The organism is Herbiconiux oxytropis (assembly GCF_024979315.1).
Lineage (GTDB): Bacteria > Actinomycetota > Actinomycetes > Actinomycetales > Microbacteriaceae > Herbiconiux > Herbiconiux oxytropis.
This window is the reverse complement of the sequence record NZ_JANLCK010000002.1, coordinates 450,825-467,609: the sequence shown is the minus strand read 5'-3', so window position 1 is coordinate 467,609 and position 16,785 is coordinate 450,825. Positions and strand designations below refer to the sequence as shown.

Genomic DNA, 16,785 nt, shown 5'->3' with positions numbered 1-16,785 from the left:
CCACCGGCTTCCCCGGCGGGCGTCACGACGTTCCTGCCGGGCTAGCCTGAAGGCACATCCCGGCAGGAAGGAGACATCGTGCGCGTCCTCGTGGTCGACGACGAGATCAACCTCCTGAACGCCGTCGAGACCGGTCTCGAAGCCGAGGGCTTCGCGGTCGACACGGCCACGAACGGCACCGACGGCCTGTGGCTGGCGCAGGAGAACGATTACGCGGTCATCGTGCTCGACATCATGCTGCCGGGCATGAGCGGCTTCCGGATCTGCGAGGAGCTCCGGCGCTCGGGCAACCTCACGCCCGTCATCATGCTCACCGCGAAAGACGGCGACCTCGACCAGGTCGAGGCGCTCGACACGGGTGCCGATGACTACCTCACCAAGCCGTTCTCGTTCCAGGTGCTGCTCGCCCGGCTGCGCGCCCTCATCCGGCGCGGTGGTGCCGAGCGGCCGCCCCTGCTCACGGTGGGCGACCTCGAGCTCGACCCGGCGGCCCGCCGTGTGCGTCGCGCCGGGCAGCCCATCGAGCTCACCACGCGGGAGTTCAGCGTGCTCGAGTTCCTGGTCTCGCGTGCCGGGCAGGTGGTGTCGAAGCGGGATGTGCTCGGAGGGGTGTGGGACTTCGATTTCGAGGGCGACCCGAACATCGTCGAGGTCTACATCCGGCACCTCCGCAACAAGGTCGACCGTCCGTTCGCGCGCGCCTCGATCGAGACCGTCCGCGGGGCCGGCTACCGGGTGGTGGCCGATGGGTGACGCCGGCCGGGTGGTGCCGTCGCGTGCAGACGCAGCACCACCGTCACCCCCACCGGCAGCACGCCGCCGGGGGCCGCGTTCGCTGCGGGCGCGCATCACGCTCCTCGCCACCGTCGTGGTGGCGCTGGCGGTCGGGCTCGGCGGAGTGGGCTTCGCGTCCGTGCTGTCGAGCACGCTGGCCGACAGCGCCGCGAGTGCTGCTGAGGCCGAGCTCACCCGCTTCGAGGAGGTGCTCGACCGGGCGGGCCCAGGCGGCCTGTCCGATCTAGACGGCTACGCGCAGGTCGTGCGCGACGGCCGGGTGGTCGGTGCCACCGAGGATGTCGAGGGCGCCCTGCCCCTCGCCGAGTCGGAGTTCGACGGCTCCCGCACGGTCGGCGTGCGCGAGGGCGACGACTCCTCCGACGACGACATCGGCGACCGCGTGGTGGTCGTCTCCACCGAGGTCGACGACGGTCTGCTCGTCGCGGGGGTCGATGCCGATGGCCGGTTCGAGGCGGTCGGCACCACCGTCGTGCTGCTCCTCGTGGCGGTGCCGCTGATCGTCGCGCTCGTGGCCATCACGTGCTGGATCGTCGTGGGGCGGGCGCTCCGGCCGGTCGAGCGCATCCGTCGCGAGACCGAGCAGGTCTCGGGCGACGACCTCGCGCGACGCGTCGCCGAGCCCGGCACGCACGACGAGATCGGCCGCCTCGCCACCACCATGAACAGCATGCTCGACCGGCTCGAGCAGTCCCAGCTGCGGCAGCGCCGCTTCGTGGCCGACGCCTCGCACGAGCTGCGGTCGCCCCTGAGCTCGCTGCGGCAGAACGCAGAAGTGGCCCGCGACTACCCGGGCTGTGTCGACCCCGCTCGCTTCGCCACCGCGGTGGCCGACGACTCCGAGCGGATGGCCGAGCTCGTCGACGCCCTGCTCGTGCTCTCGAAAGCCGACGAGCGCAGCCTCCGGCTGAAGCTCCGGCCCGTCGACCTCGACGACCTCGCCCTCGCCGAGGCGGCGCGCCTGCGTGAGTTCCGCCCTCCCTCCGCCGGCGCGGCCTCCGCCGAGCCCGTCGCGCTCACCGTCGACGCCTCCGGCATCGCGGCCGCACGTGTGCGCGGAGACGACCGGATGCTCGCCCGCGTGCTCCGCAACCTCGGAGACAACGCCGCCCGTCACGCGCACAGCCGCGTCACGATCTCGACAGCGGTCGTCGCCGGCCGCTCCACGGTGACCGTCGACGACGACGGATCCGGCATCCCCGAGACCGAGCGCGATCGTGTCTTCGAGCGGTTCGTGCGGCTCGACGAGGCGCGCTCCCGCGACCGGGGCGGGTCGGGCCTCGGACTCGCGATCGTGCGCGAGCTCGTCGCGGCGCACGGCGGCACGATCACCGTCGGAACCTCACCCCGGGGCGGCGCCCGCTTCGTCGTCAGCCTTCCCGCTGAGAATTGATCCGCCGGGCGATCCGCGCGAGACGATCCGCGCGAGGCGAAACAACTTGCACACTGCTGTGCAAGTTAGTACGATCGGCACGTGCCTGAGACGCTGACCCCACCCCGCGCGCCGCGCAAGGACGCCCTCGAGAACCGCGAGGCCATCGTCGCCGCCGCCGCGACCGTGTTCCGCCGCGAGCCCGAGGCGTCGCTCGACGCGGTGGCGGCTGAGGCCGGGCTCTCCCGCCGCTCCATCTACGGTCACTTCGCCTCCCGCGACGAACTCCTGGCCGAGCTCCTCACCCGCGGCGGCTCGCGCATCTCGACGGTCCTCGCCGGCGTGCACCACGACGACCCGCGCATCCACCTCGCCCTCGTCGGCGCGGCGCTCTGGGCTGAGGTGCAGCAGGTGCGCGTGCTCGCTCAGCTGGCCGTGCACGGCCCGCTCGAGCGCACGGTCGCCGAGGCGCTCGAGCCCGTGCGCGCCTCCGTGCGCGATGCGGTCACGCGCGGCGTGGCGGCGGGCTGGTTCCGCGACGACGTCGCCCCCGAGACCCTCGCGCGCCTCATCGAGGAGGCCGCGATCGCGGTGCTCGACGAGGCCGTGCGCGCCGACCTCACCGAGCCCGAGGGCGCCCGCCTCGTCATGACGATCGGCCTCTCGGTGGCCGGCCTCTCCTGGCAGTCCGCCGCAGCGGTAGCCGACGCCCTCCCCGGCCCCACCACCACCGCCACCGATGCCCTCCCCGGCGCCACCGCCACCGCGAGCACCGCCCTCCCCGGCCCCACCACCGCCCTTTCCACCCCAACCCACCCCCGCGCCAAGTGAGTCGCGTCACAGTGCCGTCACAAGCACCGAGATCGCCCGAATTCCGACCACCTGCCGCGACTCAGTCGCCCGCAGCAGCACCCGCAACATCAACAGCACGAGGAGATCGTCCATGAGGATCGAGGCCGTCGGCATCAGCAAGGGCGCGAACGGGATCCCGCTGCCCGAGACATCCGTGCTCTTCGAGACCGGGAGCGTCACCGTCGTCGAGGCCGAGACGGGTGACCAGCCGACCGTCGCGGCCCTCATCCTGAGCGGCCGCATGGTGCCCGACAGCGGCACGGTCACGCTCGACGGGCGTGACGACTCCGCCGCCCTCCGCGAGCGGATCGCGCTCGTCGACGCGCCTGAGGTGAGCGAGCCGGCGGCCGATCTCCCGCTCACCACGGTCGTGCGCGAGGAGCTCCTCTACGCCGGCCGCTCGACCTCCCGGGCCACCGTGGCCGCGTCCATCGCGGAGGCCGGCGGATCCGACTTCGCCACCACCCGCATCGCCGATGTCCCCGCCGCGGTGCGCGTGCGCATCCTCGCCGAGCTCGCGTCGTTCCGCCCGGGAGTGCAGGGCCTCGTCATCACGAGCCCCGACCGCCACGGCGGTGACCCGCGCGACTGGCTCGCCGTCGCCCGCGACCTCGCCGCCCGCGACTTCGCGGTCGCGATCGTCTGCGGCGCCCCCTCCACCGAACTCGTGCGCCCTCTCCTCGAGACCCCCTCCACCTCCCCATCCGCCACCGCCTCCACGCCCGCCCACGCCGCGACCGTCGCCGCCCCCACCGCGGCCACCACTCCCGTCGGCGCGCACGCACCCGCCGCCCACGCGGCGACCCCCACCACCCCCGCGACCCCCACCACGCCCGAAGCGGAGCCCCGCCCGTGAAGATCCTCACCCTCGTCCGCACCGAGCTCAAGCGCCTCACCGCCACGAGCATGGCCCGGCTCGCCCTCGTGGCGCTCATGCTCGTCCCGGTGCTCTACGCGGGTCTCTACCTCTGGGGCAACAACGACCCCTACGGCAACCTCAAGGACATCCCCGTCGCCCTCGTCGTCGAAGACACCGGCAGCACCCTCGACGGCACACCCGTGAACTACGGCGATGACGTGCGCGACGAGCTCCTGAGGGACAACTCCGTCGGCTGGCAGGTCACCTCCGCCGAGAAGGCCGCCACCGGCGTGCGCGACGGCGAGTTCGACTTCATCCTCACCCTCGGCCCCGACTTCTCGAACGCCCTCACCTCTGCGAGCGGCAACACACCAGAGAAGGCCGTGGTGGAGCTCACCACGAACGACACCAACAGCTTCCTCGCCACCACCATCGCCGGCCAGGTCGCCGAGAAGGTGCGCGCGAGCATCACCGAACGCGTCGGCAAGGAGGCCGCCCTCACCCTGCTCGACGGCTTCGCCACCGTGCGCTCGAGCCTCACCGAGGCCGTCGACGGCGCCGGCCGACTCGCCGACGGCGCCTCGACCGCGACCGGTGGCTCGCTCCAGCTCGCCGAGGGCAGCGGATCGGCCAACATCGGCGCACTCCAGCTCAACGACGGCCTGCAGCAGCTGGCCGCGGGGTCGGCGGCGCTGCCCGCGCAGTCCGCCGCCCTCAACGACGGCGCCCAGCAGCTGAACTCGGGGCTGCAGCAGCTCCAGGCCGGCTCCGCCGACCTCCCCGCCCAGACGGCCGCCCTCAACGACGGCGCGCAGCAGGTCGCCGCGGGCAACGAGCAGCTCGCGACCACAGGCAGCCAGGTCGCGACGGCCGTGCAGGATGCCGCGAACCAGGTGCCCGCCGCCCGCGCCGACATCGTCGCCCTGCTCGACGCCTCCCCCCTCACCCCCGAGCAGAAGGCCGCCATCCTCGCCGACCTCGATCAGGTCGGCACCGCCATCACCGACGGCAACCAGCAGGTGCAGGCGGCGAACGGCCAGATCCAGGAGCTGGCCGCCGGCAGCCGAGCGGTCGCGAACGGCACGCAGGAGCTCGCCGACGCCGCCCCCACCCTTGCCGGCGGCATCGCGACGGCCGCGAGCGGAGCCGGCCAGCTGGCATCCGCAACGCAGCAGCTCGCCGACGCCGCCCCCACGCTCGCGAACGGCATCGCGACCGCGGCGAGCGGATCGGCCCAGCTCTCCGGCGGCATCACCCAGCTCGCCGAGGGCTCCCTCACCCTCACCGACGGCGTCGGAGAGCTCGCCACGGGCGCCGGCACCCTCCGAGACGGCCTCTCCGACGGCCTCGGCGACGTGCCCGACCAGACGGCCGACCAGCGCGAGGCCGCCGCCTCGACCATCTCCGATCCGGTCGCCCTCGACACCAGCGCCGTCACCAAAGCGAGCACCTACGGTGCGGGCATGGCGCCGTTCTTCATCAGCCTCGCGGCGTGGATCGGCATCTACGCGCTGTTCCTCATCGTCAAGCCGCTGTCGCGTCGCGCGGTCACGGCGCTGAAGAAGCCGCTCACGGTCACCACGGCGGGCTGGGCGACGCCCGCCGCGCTCGGCGCCATCCAGATGGTGGTGGTGTTCGGCATCATCACCCTCGCTCTCGGCTACCAGGTGGAGCACGGCTGGGGGATGCTCGGCTTCATGGTGCTGACGTCGGCGACGTTCGCGACCATCATCCTGGCGCTCAACATCCTGCTCGGAAGCGTCGGTCAGTTCCTGGGACTCGTGCTCATGGTGCTGCAGCTCGTCACGGCGGGCGGAACGTTCCCGTGGCAGACACTGCCAGGGCCGCTGCAGGTGCTGCACCAGATCCTGCCGATGAGCCACGCGGTCGACGGCATCCGCCAGCTCATGTACGGCGGCAACCTGCAGCTCGCCGGAGCCGACGCCGGCATCCTCGTCTTCTGGCTGCTCGGCGCCCTCGCGGTCTCGTACCTCGGCGCGCGCCGCCTCACCCGGCACCGCACCCTGCGCGACCTCCGACCCTCCCTCATCGGCTGACGGCGGCACTGCGCGTTCAGAACAACAAACGTCGTGGCATCCGACCTCATATACGGCTCGGATGCCACGACGTTTGTCGTTTCGAACGGGAACGGCCCCGCGGGGCGTCAGTTCACGGTCACCGTGTGCTTGTCCCAGCCGGAGGCGCCGTCGGGCACCACGGGAGCGCGCTTCTCGGTCTGGGTGGCGCCGGAGCGGTCGGTGGCGCGCACCGTGAGGGTGTGCTCGCCGGGGGTGGCCTGCCAGGCGAGGGTCCACTGCACCCAGGTGTCGACGCCGGCCGTCTCGGCGAGCTCGGCGGCCTGCCAGGCGCCGTCGTCGACCCGCACCTCCACCTTCTCGATGCCCGTGTGCTGCGCCCACGCCACTCCCGCCACCGCGACCGTGCCGGCGGGCATCGAGCGGCCCATCGCCGGAACGTCGATGCGCGACTGCGTCTTGATGGGGCCGAGCTCCGACCAGCCGCGCGGGGTCCAGTAGCCCTCCGCCTCGTCGAAGCGCGTCACGCGCAGTTCGACCACCCACTTCGTGGCCGACACGTAGCCGTAGAGGCCGGCCACCACCATCCGCACCGGGAAGCCGTGCTCGACCGGGAGCGGCTCGCCGTTCATGCCCACGGCGAGGAGGGCCACGCGACCGTCGTCCTGCAGCGCTTCGAGCGGGGTGCCGGCCGTGAACCCGTCGGAACTCACCGAGAGCACCATGTCGGCCTCGGGCAGGGGCTTCGCTCGGGCCAGCAGCTCCCGGATCGGGTAGCCGAGCCACAGCGCGTTCCCGATGAGGTCGCCGCCCACCTCGTTGGAGACGCAGGCGAGGGTGACGAGGTGCTCCTCGAGCGGGAGAGCGAGCAGCTCGTCGAAGCCGATCTCGACCTCCTGCTCCACGAGGCCCGTGACCCGCAGTCGCCATGCGGCCGAGTCGAGCTGCGGAACCTGCAGGGCGGTGTCGATGCGGTAGAAGCCGTCGTTGCCCGTGATGTAGGGGGTGAGGCCATCGAGCCCGAGCTCGGCACCGGCCGGTGCGGCGGCCGCGGGTGCGGCGGCCGCGGGCAGGCGGACGGCTTCGCGCACGGCGCTCACGGCGTTGGCGGTCGCGTTCATCGACCGCGCGATCAGCCCGCCGAAGACGGCGGCGGCGCCCGCGATGCCCGCGGCCCCGAGGAACCGCCGCCGATCGAGCGCCCCCTGCGGTGTGGTCGCGGCGGGCAGGTCGTCACCGACGCCACCGCTCGAGCGCGGTCCCGCAGCGGACGCCGCATCCGTCTCCCACGCGCGCAACCGCGTCACGAGCAGGTGCAGCACGAGCACGCCGACCACCATGCCCACGACGGTCGGGAGCGCCCACAGCCCGCTCGCACCGGCGCGGGTGGTGACCGCGAGGATGGCGACCGCCGACACCACGACGAGCAGCACGGCGCCGAAGGGCCGTCGCCACCGCTCGAGCAGGCCGGCGGCGACGGCGAGCGCGAGCACCAGCACTCCGAGCAGCACCAGCAACGCGATCTTGTCGGCGGTGCCGAACAGGCTGATCACGAGGTCTTTGACGCCGGGCGGCGCGAGGTCGATCACGAGCGACCCCACCGCGAAGAGCGGGCTCGCCTCCGCTCCCACGAACACCGCCACGATCTCGGCGGCACCCAGCACGGAAGCCGCCGCGACGACCCCCGCCACCGCCGCCCACAGCCTCGCGCGCCCGGCACTCATGCGCTCATCCTACGAACCGCGCCTGGGCGCCCGCCTCGCCCGCGAACGCACCTGCGCGGGCCGCGCTTCCCGCGTTCCGCCGCGCCCGCCGATGCACCTGCGTCAGCCGCGCGTCCCGCCTTCGTAGCCGCCCTCCACCCGGGCCGGGATGCGCTGCGCACCCGAACGCCGGAGTCGCACATCCGCCCTCCGAGGGCGTGGGCTGCAGCTGCGTCCCGACGGTGCCGACGGCCCGCTCTCAGCGGCGCCGAGCCCGCGTCCGGCGCACGAGCGCCGCGATCCCGCGCCATCCCACGAGGAAGACGCCGAGCACGACCGCCGTGACGATGACGAAGCTCAGCTGCACACCCTGTCCGCTCGCGAGACGCAGGAGCATGCCACCCACCACGGCGGCGGCCCACACGACCACGCCGGTCGGAACCACCCGGATCGGGCGCCGCCAGGCACGCGCGATCAGCCACCCGAGCGCCGCTCCGGCGAGGAACGGCCAGGCGGTCGTGAGGAATCCGAGGAACGCCCCGCCCTCGTCGTGACTCCTTCGCCCGATGCCCACGAACACGAGCACCAGCGCGAGGTCGACCACCGCCGCGAGCGCGACCGAGCGGCCGCCCCCGGATCCGGCCTCGGGCCCAGAAACGGGCACGGGCACAGGCACAGAAACAGGCACAGGATCCTTCGACGTCACCGGCCCGAGTCTACGCACGCCCACTCGCGATCCCCCGGACTTCGCCACCCCTCCCGGCACCCGAGGCGCAGACGGGCGCGATCGCGCGCAGGGGTGGCGGAGTCCGCGGCGCACGGACGAGGATGGACGCGTGACCCACACCGACATCACCGTGCTGAACTACACCGTCAACGCCGACGTCTACGCCCGCTACGGCGCCGACTTCGACACGGAGGCCGTCAACGACGAGATCCTCCGCATCCTCAACGCCGAAGCACCCGCCGGCGTCACGATCGAGCGCAACGGCCGCGTCATCGCCGAGGACTCCGCCATCGCCGCCGCCCGAAGCACCGACTGGGCCGCACTCCTGAAGCGCATCGACCTCGACACGATCCTCGCCGAGCACGGCAAGTAGCCTCCGCAGCGCACCCGGAGCGCGAGACCAGCGCTGCCCCGGGTGGGGAGGTGCTGGTGGTCGAGCTCGACTGTGTACCTCGGCCACATCCTGCGTGAAGCAACACTCGCTTGCCCCGCCGCCCCCGCGCCACGAGGCTGAGGGCATGCCCACACGCGACCGCCTCCTCGCCGTGCTCGTCGCCGTGCTGTGGGGTGTCAACTTCGTCGCGATCCACTTCTCGCTCGAGCACTACCCGCCGTTCTTCCTCGTGGGTCTCCGCTTCCTGGTGCTCGCCATCCCCACGGTGCTGTTCGTGAAGTGGCCCGGCGTGAAAGTGCGCTGGCTGCTCGGCTACGGGCTCGGCTTCGGCATCCTGCAGTTCGCGTTCCTCTACGCGGGCATGGCGGCGGGCATGCCGCCCGGGCTCGCGTCGCTCGTGCTGCAGGCGTCGGCGCCGTTCACGGTGGTGCTCGCCGCCGTGTGGCTCCGTGAGAGGCTCACGCTCGTGCAGGGCATCGGCATCCTCGTCGCGGTCGCCGGCCTCGGCATCATCGCGGCCGACCGCGCGCAGGTCTCGGCGCTCCTGCCCGTCATCCTCACCCTGTGCGGCGCCCTCGGCTGGGCGTTCGGCAACATCTGCAGCCGGCAGGCGCAGCCCACGAGCCCGCTGGGCCTCACCCTGTGGATGTCGGTCGTGCCGCCCATCCCCCTCATCGCCCTGTCGCTCGTGATCGAGGGGCCGGACGCCGTCTGGACCTCCCTCGCCACCACCTTCACCCCCGAGGCCCTCCCTGCACTCCTCGGCCTCGTCTACACCGTCGTGATGGGCACGATCGTCGGATCGGGCATCTGGGTGACCCTCATGAAGCGCAACCCCTCGAGCAAGGTCGCGCCCTTCTCGATGCTCGTCCCCGTGGCGGGCTTCACGAGCGCCTGGCTGCTGCTCGGCGAGATCCCCGGCCCGGCCGACCTCCTCGGCGGCGCGGTCGTCGTGGCAGGAGTCCTCCTCGCCACCCTCACCTGGCGCCCCCGCGGGCGCGCGAGCAACCCTCCGCCCTTGCCCTCGTCGCTACCCGCGGCATCGTCGACTTGACAGAAGATGCGCCCAAATCGCGCGACTTGGCACATCTTGTGTCAAGTCGGGCGAGGCGGAACACGTGAGGGGCTAGGGGCGGGCCGCCTTCGGGCCGAACGGCACGTGCTGGAGGATCCAGGCGTGCATGGCCACCGCGGCAGCCGCCGAGGCGTTGATGGAGCGGGTCGAGCCGAACTGGGAGATCTCGACCACCGCATCCGCCACCGCCAGCGCCTCGGGCGAGAGGCCGGGGCCCTCCTGCCCGAAGAGCAGCACGCAGCGCACCGGCAACGCGAAGGTCTCGATGAGCACGCTGCCCGGCACGTTGTCGATCGCGATGATCGGCAGCCCCGCACCGCGGGCGAAGGCCGCGAACGACGCGACATCCGGATGATTCGACACGTGCTGGTAGCGGTCGGTCACCATCGCGCCGCGCTTGTTCCAGCGGCGGCGACCGATGATGTGCACGGTGTCGGCGGCGAACGCGTTCGCACTCCGCACGATCGATCCGATGTTCATGTCGTGCTGCCAGTTCTCGATGGCCACGTGGAACGGATGCCGGTGCTCGTCGAGATCCGCCACGATCGCCTCCATGCTCCAGTAGCGGTACCGGTCGATCACGTTGCGCGTGTCACCGGCGGCGAGCAGCTCGGGGTCGTAGTGCGGATCGTCGGGGAGCTCGCCCACCCAGGGCCCCACACCGCCCGCGCTCAGCTCGACGCTCGGGCTCGGGTTCGGGTTCGGGTTCGGGTTCGGGTTCGACCCCGCATCGGTCGTGTCGCGCCCAGGATCCGTCTCACTCACCCGCCCAGGCTACCGGCGAGCGCCCCCGCGCCAGCCCGCCCCGGTCCGCCGGACCGCCACCGCCCTCACAACCACCGATTCCGCTTGAACACCGTGTAGAGCACCACCGCCATCACGACCATCGCCACGAGCGCCGCCGGGTAGCCGAACACCCAGTGCAGCTCCGGCATGTACTCGAAGTTCATGCCGTAGATCGTGCCGATGAGGCTCGGGGCGAAGAGGATCGCGGCCCAGGCCGAGATCTTCTTGACCTCCTCGCCCTGCTTGAGGCTCGTCTCCGAGAGCTCCCGGGTGTCGTCGGCGAGCTTGAGGCTGGCCTCCGAGATGCGCCGCATCTCGTCGTTCTGCTGCTGAGTGGCGAGTGTGGAGTGCACGGTGAGGGCGTTCTGCAGGGTCGCGCGGAACGCATCCGCCCGCCCCACGATCTGCAGCACGTGGTCGAGCACGTCGCGGAGGCCGCGCTGGATCTCGAGGTCGACGCCGTACTTCTCCGATCCGCGGAGCAGCGCCTCGAGCATGGCCGAGAGCGGATGCACGGCCCGCTGGAACTCCATCACCTCGCCGAGGAGGTCGTAGATGCGCTTGGAGACGTCGGGGTCGCCGCCGAAGAGCTGCTTCTCGATCTCGTCGATGTCGTTCTCGAGGCCCGCCACCACGGGCCCGTACTCGTCGACGACCTGGTCGACGATCGCGTAGAGCACCGCCTCGGGGCCGAGGCAGAGCAGCCCGGGGTTCTGCTCGAGGCGGCGGCGCACGGCGGCGAGGTCCGGCGACTCGGCGTGGCGGATGGTGACGACGAAGCCCGGGCCGATGAACACGTGCACCTCGCCGAACTCGACCCGTTCGTCGGCGTCGAGGTAGCGGGCGGGCCGCAGCACCACGAAGAGCGTCTCGCCGTAGCGCTCGAGCTTGGCGCGCTGGTGGCCCGTGAGGGCGTCCTCGACGGCGAGGTGATGCAGGCCGAACTCGCTCTCCACCGAGCGGATCTCGCCGGCGTCCGGCCGGTAGAGACCGATCCACGCCATCCCGCCCGTCTCGGCCGCGATCTCGTAGGTCTCGTCGAGGTTGGCGGGTTCGTGGGCGCGCACGCCGCCGACGTAGACGGCGTTGTCGATCAGGGTCATGGCTCGAGCGTACGGCGGGTCGGTGAACGGATGCTTCAGGCGCCCGTGACGGTCAGCACGATGAGCACGACGTTGAGCGCCACGATCAGCGCCACCACCACCCACGCGAGGATGCGCACGGGCAGCCGGTCGACGAACTCCCCCATCACGGCGCGGCTGCCGGTGAGCCGGATGAGCGGGATCAGCGCGAACGGGATGCCGATGCTGAGGAACACCTGGCTGAGCACGAGCGCCCAGGTGGGGTCGATCCCGCCGGCGAGCACGGCGAGCGCAGGCACCAGCGTGACCGCACGGCGGGCGAGGATCGGGACCCGCACGGTGAGCAGCCCCTTCATGATGACCGATCCGGCGTAGGCGCCCACGGAGGTCGAGGCGAGTCCCGAGGCGAGCAGTCCGATGGCGAAGATCGTGGCGATGCCGGGGCCGAGGGCCGCGCGGATGGCGTCGTAGGCGCCGGGGATCGTGTCGGTGCCGGCGACTCCTCGGAGGCTCGCGGCGGCCAGCAGCAGCATGGAGATGTTGACGACGCCGGCGATGAGCAGCGCGATCAGCACGTCGGTGCGGGTGACGCGCAGCAGCATCCGGAGCCGGCCCGCTCCCCCTTCCCCGTCTCCCACCTCCCACGAGTGGGGAGACGTGGGAGCGGGCGCGGCGGGAGCGGTCTCCCCCGCCGGGCGCGTGAAGTCGGTGCGCTCGGCGAAGGCGGCGTAGTCGGTGTGGTGACGGTCGCGGGCGAGGGCGGAGTGCAGGTAGATCGCGTGCGGCATGACGGTGGCGCCGAGCATGCTCGCGGCGAGCAGCACGGTGGCCGTGCCGTCGAAGCGCGGCACGAGCCCGTCGGCGGCGGCGCCCCAGTCGACGTCGGAGACGAACAGCCCCGCCAGGAACCCGATCGCTATCACCGCGAGGAACCCCACGATCACGAACTCGAACGTGCGCTGCCGCCGATGCGACTGCACGAGCAGCAGGCCCATCGACACCACGCCCACGATCACCCCTCCCACCACGAGCGGCAGCCCGAACAGCAGGTTGAGCGCGAGCGCACCGCCGATGACCTCGGCGATGTCGGTGGCGGCCGCCACGGCCTCGGCCTGCAGCCAGTAGGCGCGTCTCGTCCACGGCCGGGTGCGGGCGCCCACGTGCTCCGGCAGTGTGCGGCCCGTGACGATGCCGAGCTTCGCCGACTGGTACTGGATGAGCATGGCCATGCCGTTCGCCAGCACGAGCACCCACACGAGCAGGTAGCCGTAGGAGGCGCCCGAGGTGAGGTTGGCGGCCACGTTGCCGGGGTCGACGTAGGCGATGGAGGCCACGAACGCGGGGCCGAGCAGGGCGAGCGGATGCCACCACCGGGGTCTGACCGCCGGCCCGGGCAACGTCGTCGTCACGCTTTTAGGCACGCCTAATAGGTAGCACAGCGCGGGGCATCCGCCTAGGGGATGCGCAGAACCGTACGCTGGGGCCATGACCACCGAGACCCTGCTCACCCCGGAGGGCCTCGAGTTCGTGACCGAGTACCACCTCGCCACGCTCTCGACCCTCACCCCGAGCGGAGCCCCGCACGTCGTGCCCGTGGGCTTCACGTTCGACGCCGAGGGCGACGAGGGTCGCGGGGTCGTGCGCATCATCACGAACGGCCCGAGCCAGAAGGTGCTCAACGTGCGCCGCGACGGCCGCGCCGCGGTGTCGCAGGTGGAGGGAGCGCGCTGGCTCACGCTCAGCGGGACCGCCCGCATCCTCGACGACCCGGCCTCGGTGCAGGAGGGCGTCGATCGCTACGCCGCGCGCTACCGCCAGCCGCGCGAGAACCCGCAGCGCGTCGTCATCCTGCTCGCCGACCTGACCGCGATGGGTTCGGCCGCCTTCCTCACTCGCGCGCGCTGAGAGAGCACGCGACTCACGGCAGGATCGAGTCGACGTACCCGCCGTCGACCCGCAGCGCCCCGCCCGTGGTGGCCGAGGCCAGCGGTGAGGCGAGGTAGGCCACCATGTTCGCGATCTCCTCCGGCTCGATCAGTCGCTGCAGCAGCGACTGCGGGCGGTGAAGTCGCATGAACTCCCGCTGCGCCTCGTCCCACGGCAGATCGCGCGAGACGAGCTCGTAGACGAAGTCCTCCACGCCCCCGGTGTGCGTCGGGCCCGCGATCACCGAGTTGACGGTCACCCCGGTGCCCGCCGCAGCCTTCGCGAACCCGCGGGACGCCGCCAGCAGGGCGGTCTTCGACACCCCGTAGTGGATCATCTCCGCGGGGATCACCACGGCCGAATCGCTCGCGATGTCGATCACCCTCCCCCACCCCTGGTCGATCATGCCGGGCAGATAGCTCCGGATGAGCCGCACGGCGGTGAGCACGTTGGTGTCGAAGTAGCGTCGCCACTCGTCGTCGGCGATGGCGAGCGGTTCGGCCGAGCCGAAGATGCCGAGGTTGTTCACGAGCACGTCGACGGCGGGGAGATCGCCGAGGAGTCTCGCCACACCCTCGTCGGTCGTGACATCGGCGTCGATCCCGCGGATGCCGGCTTCCGGATGCTCCTCGCGGAGCCGCCCCACGGCATCCGCGACCCGGTCGGCCGAGCGGCCGTTGACCACCACCTCCGCGCCCGCGTCGGCCAGACCGCACGCGATGGCGAAGCCGATGCCCGAGGTGGATCCGGTGACGAGGGCGGTCCTGCCGCTGAGGTCGATGCGCATGCCCTCATCCTCCTCCACCTCGCCCGTTCGGGCTCGCCCGGTGAACGAGCCCACCCCGCTGGCCCTGGGGCGTGACGGCCTGCTCGAGCAGGCTGCGCACGCGGTGCGGCATCGCCTCCACGAGCGAGAGCGCCGTGCTCGTGCGCTGCACGCCATCGACCCGCAGCATGCGCGTGGTGAGGCGGTGCAGGTGGGCCGGATCGCGGGCCACGACCTTCGCGAGCAGGTCGGCGTCACCCGTGGTGGCGTGCATCTCCACGATCTCGGGGATGCCGGCAAGCCCCGCCGTGGCCTGCTCCGTGGCGTCCTGACTGATCGCGATCCAGACGAAGGCGACGAGCGGATACCCGAGCGCCGCCGGGTCGACGCGCTTCGAGAACGAGCCGAGAGCGCCACCCGCGGTCATCCGCTTGAGCCGGGCGTGCACGGTGTTGCGGGCCACGCCGAGGCCCGAGGCGAGGGCGAGCACCGTGGCGTCGGGGTCGTCGTCGAGGGCGAGCAGGATGCGGGCGTCGAGGTCGTCGAGGCTGATCATGTCGGTCATTCTGTCAGTTCCAGCGCCTGTCATGAGCATTCTGCGCAGCAGACATCCCATCGATTGCATTCGTGCACAACTGCTCCGCACACTGTGATCATGACCGCCACCTCGCCCTCCGTGCTGCCGCCCGCTCGAGGAGTCGTGCGGGCCGTGCCGCCGTACGTGGCGGGGCGGCGGGCCTCGACGGCCGCCACCGCAGCACTCGCCTCGAACGAGAGCCACTACCCGCCGCTGCCCTCGGTGCTCGAGGAGGTGGCCCGTGCGGCGGCCGAGCTCCACCGCTACCCCGACAACGGCGCGCTCGAGTTGCGGGAGCACCTCGCCGCCGCCCTCGGCGTCTCGACCGGCCAGGTCGTGGTGGGAGCAGGAAGCACGGGCGTGCTGCAGCAGACCATCACGGCGCACTGCGACGCGGGCGACGAGGTGGTGTTCGCCTGGCGCTCGTTCGAGCTCTATCCGCTGCTCGTGCAGCTGGCCGGGGCCGTTCCCGTTCCCGTGCCGCTGGATCCGCTCGACCGCCACGACCTCACAGCCATGGCCGCCGCCGTGACCGAGCGCACGCGCGTCGTGCTCGTCTGCAACCCCAACAACCCCACGGGCACGGCCCTCTCGTGCGCCGAGCTCGAATCGTTCCTCGCCGCGGTGCCGCCGCACGTGCTCGTGGTGCTCGACGAGGCCTACCTCGAGTACTCCTCAGCCGGGCCGACAGAGGCGATCGAGCTGCTTCACCGGCACCCGAACGTCTGCATCGTGCGCACCTTCTCGAAGGCCCACGGTCTCGCCGGGCTGCGAGTGGGCTACGCGGTGGCGGCCGAGCCGGTGGCGGATGCGCTCCGGCGGGCGGGCATGCCGTTCACGGTGAGCGCGCTCGCCCAGCGGGCCGCGATCGCCTCCCTCGCCGCCGGCGACGAGCTGCGGGAGCGCGTGGCGCTCGTCCGCTCCGAGCGGGCGCGCCTGCTCACCGCCCTCCGCGAGCTCGGCTTCGCCGCCCCGGACAGCGAGACCAACTTCGTCTGGCTGCGGCTGGGCGACGCCGACCGTGAGCGCGCGCTCGAACTCCTCGCGGCCGATGACATCCTCGCCCGCGGCTTCGCGGGAGACGGCCTCCGCATCACCCTCGCCGACCCCGCCACCAACGACCGCGTGCTCGCCTCCCTCACGCGCTTCGCCTCCGAGCCCGCGCCGGCGGGTGCACGGTGAGCAGCACCACCCGCACGACCAGCGGCATCGTCCGCGATCCGCTCGCCCACTCGCCCGTCGAAGACGTGCTCGGCGTGCTCACCGGAACCTTCGTGTCGTCGCTCGGGCTCTTCCTGCTGAAGTCGACGGGCGCCGTGACCGGGGGCACCGCGGGCCTCTCGCTGCTGCTGAGCTACGTCGTGCCGATCCCGTTCGGGGTGCTCTTCCTCGTGGTGAACCTGCCGTTCTTCGGGCTCGCCGTGTGGAAGAAGGGCTGGACCTTCACCCTCCGCACCGCCCTCAGCGTCTCCCTCGTCTCGGGCTTCTCGCTGCTCGTGCCGGTCGCCGTCGACCTCGACCGCATCGACCCCGTCTTCGCGGTGATCGCCGGCAACCTGCTCGCGGGGGTCGCGCTGCTCATCCTCTTCCGGCACCGCTCGAGCCTCGGTGGGGTGAACATCCTCGCGCTCATCCTGCAGGAGCGCCTCGGCTGGCGGGCCGGCTACGTGCAGATGGCGATCGACGTCACGATCGTGGCGTGCGCGTTCGCTGTCGCCCCCGTGCCCACCGTGCTGCTCTCGGCGGCCGGAGCGGTGCTGCTGAACCTCGTGCTCGCCCTCAACCACCGCCCGGGCCGCTACCACGGCGTCTGACGGCCGTCTCCGGTGGAGAAC

17 protein-coding genes are annotated in these 16,785 nt (G+C 72.1%); 10 read left to right on the top strand and 7 right to left on the bottom strand.

The window, feature by feature from the left end:
• Nucleotides 1-78: 78 nt before the first annotated feature.
• The 5 genes from N1028_RS05300 to N1028_RS05280 all read left to right on the top strand — a co-directional run bounded on the left by N1028_RS05300 (nucleotide 79) and on the right by N1028_RS05280 (nucleotide 5,935).
• A complete protein-coding gene (locus tag N1028_RS05300) occupies nucleotides 79-753 on the top strand; it encodes a response regulator transcription factor (protein WP_259525782.1) in 675 nt (224 codons plus the stop codon).
• A complete protein-coding gene (locus N1028_RS05295) occupies nucleotides 746-2,188 on the top strand; it encodes a sensor histidine kinase (protein WP_259525781.1) in 1,443 nt (480 codons plus the stop codon). Before N1028_RS05300 ends, N1028_RS05295 begins: the two co-directional genes overlap by 8 nt.
• Before the next feature lie 81 nt (nucleotides 2,189-2,269).
• Entirely contained in the window at nucleotides 2,270-2,998 is a 729-nt protein-coding gene (locus tag N1028_RS05290; RefSeq protein ID WP_259525780.1) for a TetR/AcrR family transcriptional regulator, read from the top strand.
• A gap of 112 nt (nucleotides 2,999-3,110) precedes the next feature.
• Nucleotides 3,111-3,875, top strand: a complete 765-nt coding sequence (locus N1028_RS05285) for a hypothetical protein (protein WP_259525779.1) — start codon at nucleotides 3,111-3,113, stop codon at nucleotides 3,873-3,875.
• Nucleotides 3,872-5,935 carry a YhgE/Pip family protein gene (locus tag N1028_RS05280; protein WP_259525778.1) on the top strand — a complete coding sequence of 688 codons (2,064 nt, stop codon included), beginning with the start codon at nucleotides 3,872-3,874 and terminating at the stop codon, nucleotides 5,933-5,935. The genes N1028_RS05285 and N1028_RS05280 overlap by 4 nt, the downstream gene beginning before the upstream one ends.
• A 107-nt stretch (nucleotides 5,936-6,042) precedes the next feature.
• Here the strand turns inward: N1028_RS05280 and N1028_RS05275 are convergent, their stop codons facing one another.
• On the bottom strand, nucleotides 6,043-7,638 hold the full coding sequence (locus N1028_RS05275; RefSeq protein ID WP_259525777.1) for a molybdopterin-dependent oxidoreductase: 1,596 nt from the start codon (nucleotides 7,636-7,638) through the stop codon (nucleotides 6,043-6,045).
• Between the two features lie 238 nt (nucleotides 7,639-7,876).
• Nucleotides 7,877-8,281, bottom strand: coding sequence for a DUF3054 domain-containing protein (locus tag N1028_RS05270; RefSeq protein ID WP_259525776.1), 405 nt, complete (start codon nucleotides 8,279-8,281; stop codon nucleotides 7,877-7,879).
• Nucleotides 8,282-8,453: 172 nt separating this feature from the next.
• On the opposite strand from N1028_RS05270, the gene N1028_RS05265 reads away from it, so the two are divergent.
• Nucleotides 8,454-8,717, top strand: a complete 264-nt coding sequence (locus tag N1028_RS05265) for a hypothetical protein (protein WP_259525775.1) — start codon at nucleotides 8,454-8,456, stop codon at nucleotides 8,715-8,717.
• 145 nt (nucleotides 8,718-8,862) lie between these two features.
• The gene (locus N1028_RS05260; RefSeq protein WP_259525774.1) at nucleotides 8,863-9,792 is read left to right on the top strand and encodes an EamA family transporter; all 930 of its coding nucleotides are present in this window, start codon (nucleotides 8,863-8,865) and stop codon (nucleotides 9,790-9,792) included.
• A 72-nt stretch (nucleotides 9,793-9,864) separates the two neighbouring features.
• Here N1028_RS05260 and N1028_RS05255 read toward each other — a convergent pair whose 3' ends face one another.
• From N1028_RS05255 to N1028_RS05245, 3 genes are all read right to left on the bottom strand, one after another.
• The gene (locus N1028_RS05255; protein WP_259525902.1) at nucleotides 9,865-10,488 is read right to left on the bottom strand and encodes a TrmH family RNA methyltransferase; all 624 of its coding nucleotides are present in this window, start codon (nucleotides 10,486-10,488) and stop codon (nucleotides 9,865-9,867) included.
• A gap of 155 nt (nucleotides 10,489-10,643) precedes the next feature.
• Complete coding sequence (locus N1028_RS05250) at nucleotides 10,644-11,702, bottom strand: magnesium and cobalt transport protein CorA (RefSeq protein ID WP_259525773.1); 1,059 nt, start codon at nucleotides 11,700-11,702, stop codon at nucleotides 10,644-10,646.
• 35 nt (nucleotides 11,703-11,737) lie between these two features.
• On the bottom strand, nucleotides 11,738-13,090 hold the full coding sequence (locus N1028_RS05245; RefSeq protein ID WP_259525772.1) for an Nramp family divalent metal transporter: 1,353 nt from the start codon (nucleotides 13,088-13,090) through the stop codon (nucleotides 11,738-11,740).
• Between the two features lie 76 nt (nucleotides 13,091-13,166).
• Between N1028_RS05245 and N1028_RS05240 the strand changes: the two genes are divergently transcribed.
• Nucleotides 13,167-13,586 (top strand): PPOX class F420-dependent oxidoreductase, encoded by a 420-nt coding sequence (locus N1028_RS05240; RefSeq protein ID WP_259525771.1) that lies wholly within the window; start codon nucleotides 13,167-13,169, stop codon nucleotides 13,584-13,586.
• 13 nt (nucleotides 13,587-13,599) lie between these two features.
• Here the strand turns inward: N1028_RS05240 and N1028_RS05235 are convergent, their stop codons facing one another.
• Nucleotides 13,600-14,394: an SDR family NAD(P)-dependent oxidoreductase gene (locus N1028_RS05235; protein ID WP_259525770.1), complete on the bottom strand. Its 795-nt coding sequence runs from the start codon at nucleotides 14,392-14,394 to the stop codon at nucleotides 13,600-13,602.
• A 4-nt stretch (nucleotides 14,395-14,398) separates the two neighbouring features.
• Nucleotides 14,399-14,929 carry an Lrp/AsnC family transcriptional regulator gene (locus N1028_RS05230; protein ID WP_375163446.1) on the bottom strand — a complete coding sequence of 177 codons (531 nt, stop codon included), beginning with the start codon at nucleotides 14,927-14,929 and terminating at the stop codon, nucleotides 14,399-14,401.
• A 99-nt stretch (nucleotides 14,930-15,028) separates the two neighbouring features.
• Between N1028_RS05230 and hisC the strand changes: the two genes are divergently transcribed.
• Together hisC and N1028_RS05220 are read left to right on the top strand one after the other, a co-directional pair.
• Nucleotides 15,029-16,132 (top strand): histidinol-phosphate transaminase, encoded by a 1,104-nt coding sequence (hisC, locus tag N1028_RS05225; RefSeq protein WP_259525768.1) that lies wholly within the window; start codon nucleotides 15,029-15,031, stop codon nucleotides 16,130-16,132.
• A complete protein-coding gene (locus N1028_RS05220; RefSeq protein WP_259525767.1) occupies nucleotides 16,129-16,764 on the top strand; it encodes a YitT family protein in 636 nt (211 codons plus the stop codon). Before hisC ends, N1028_RS05220 begins: the two co-directional genes overlap by 4 nt.
• The last annotated feature ends 21 nt before the right edge of the window (nucleotides 16,765-16,785 follow it).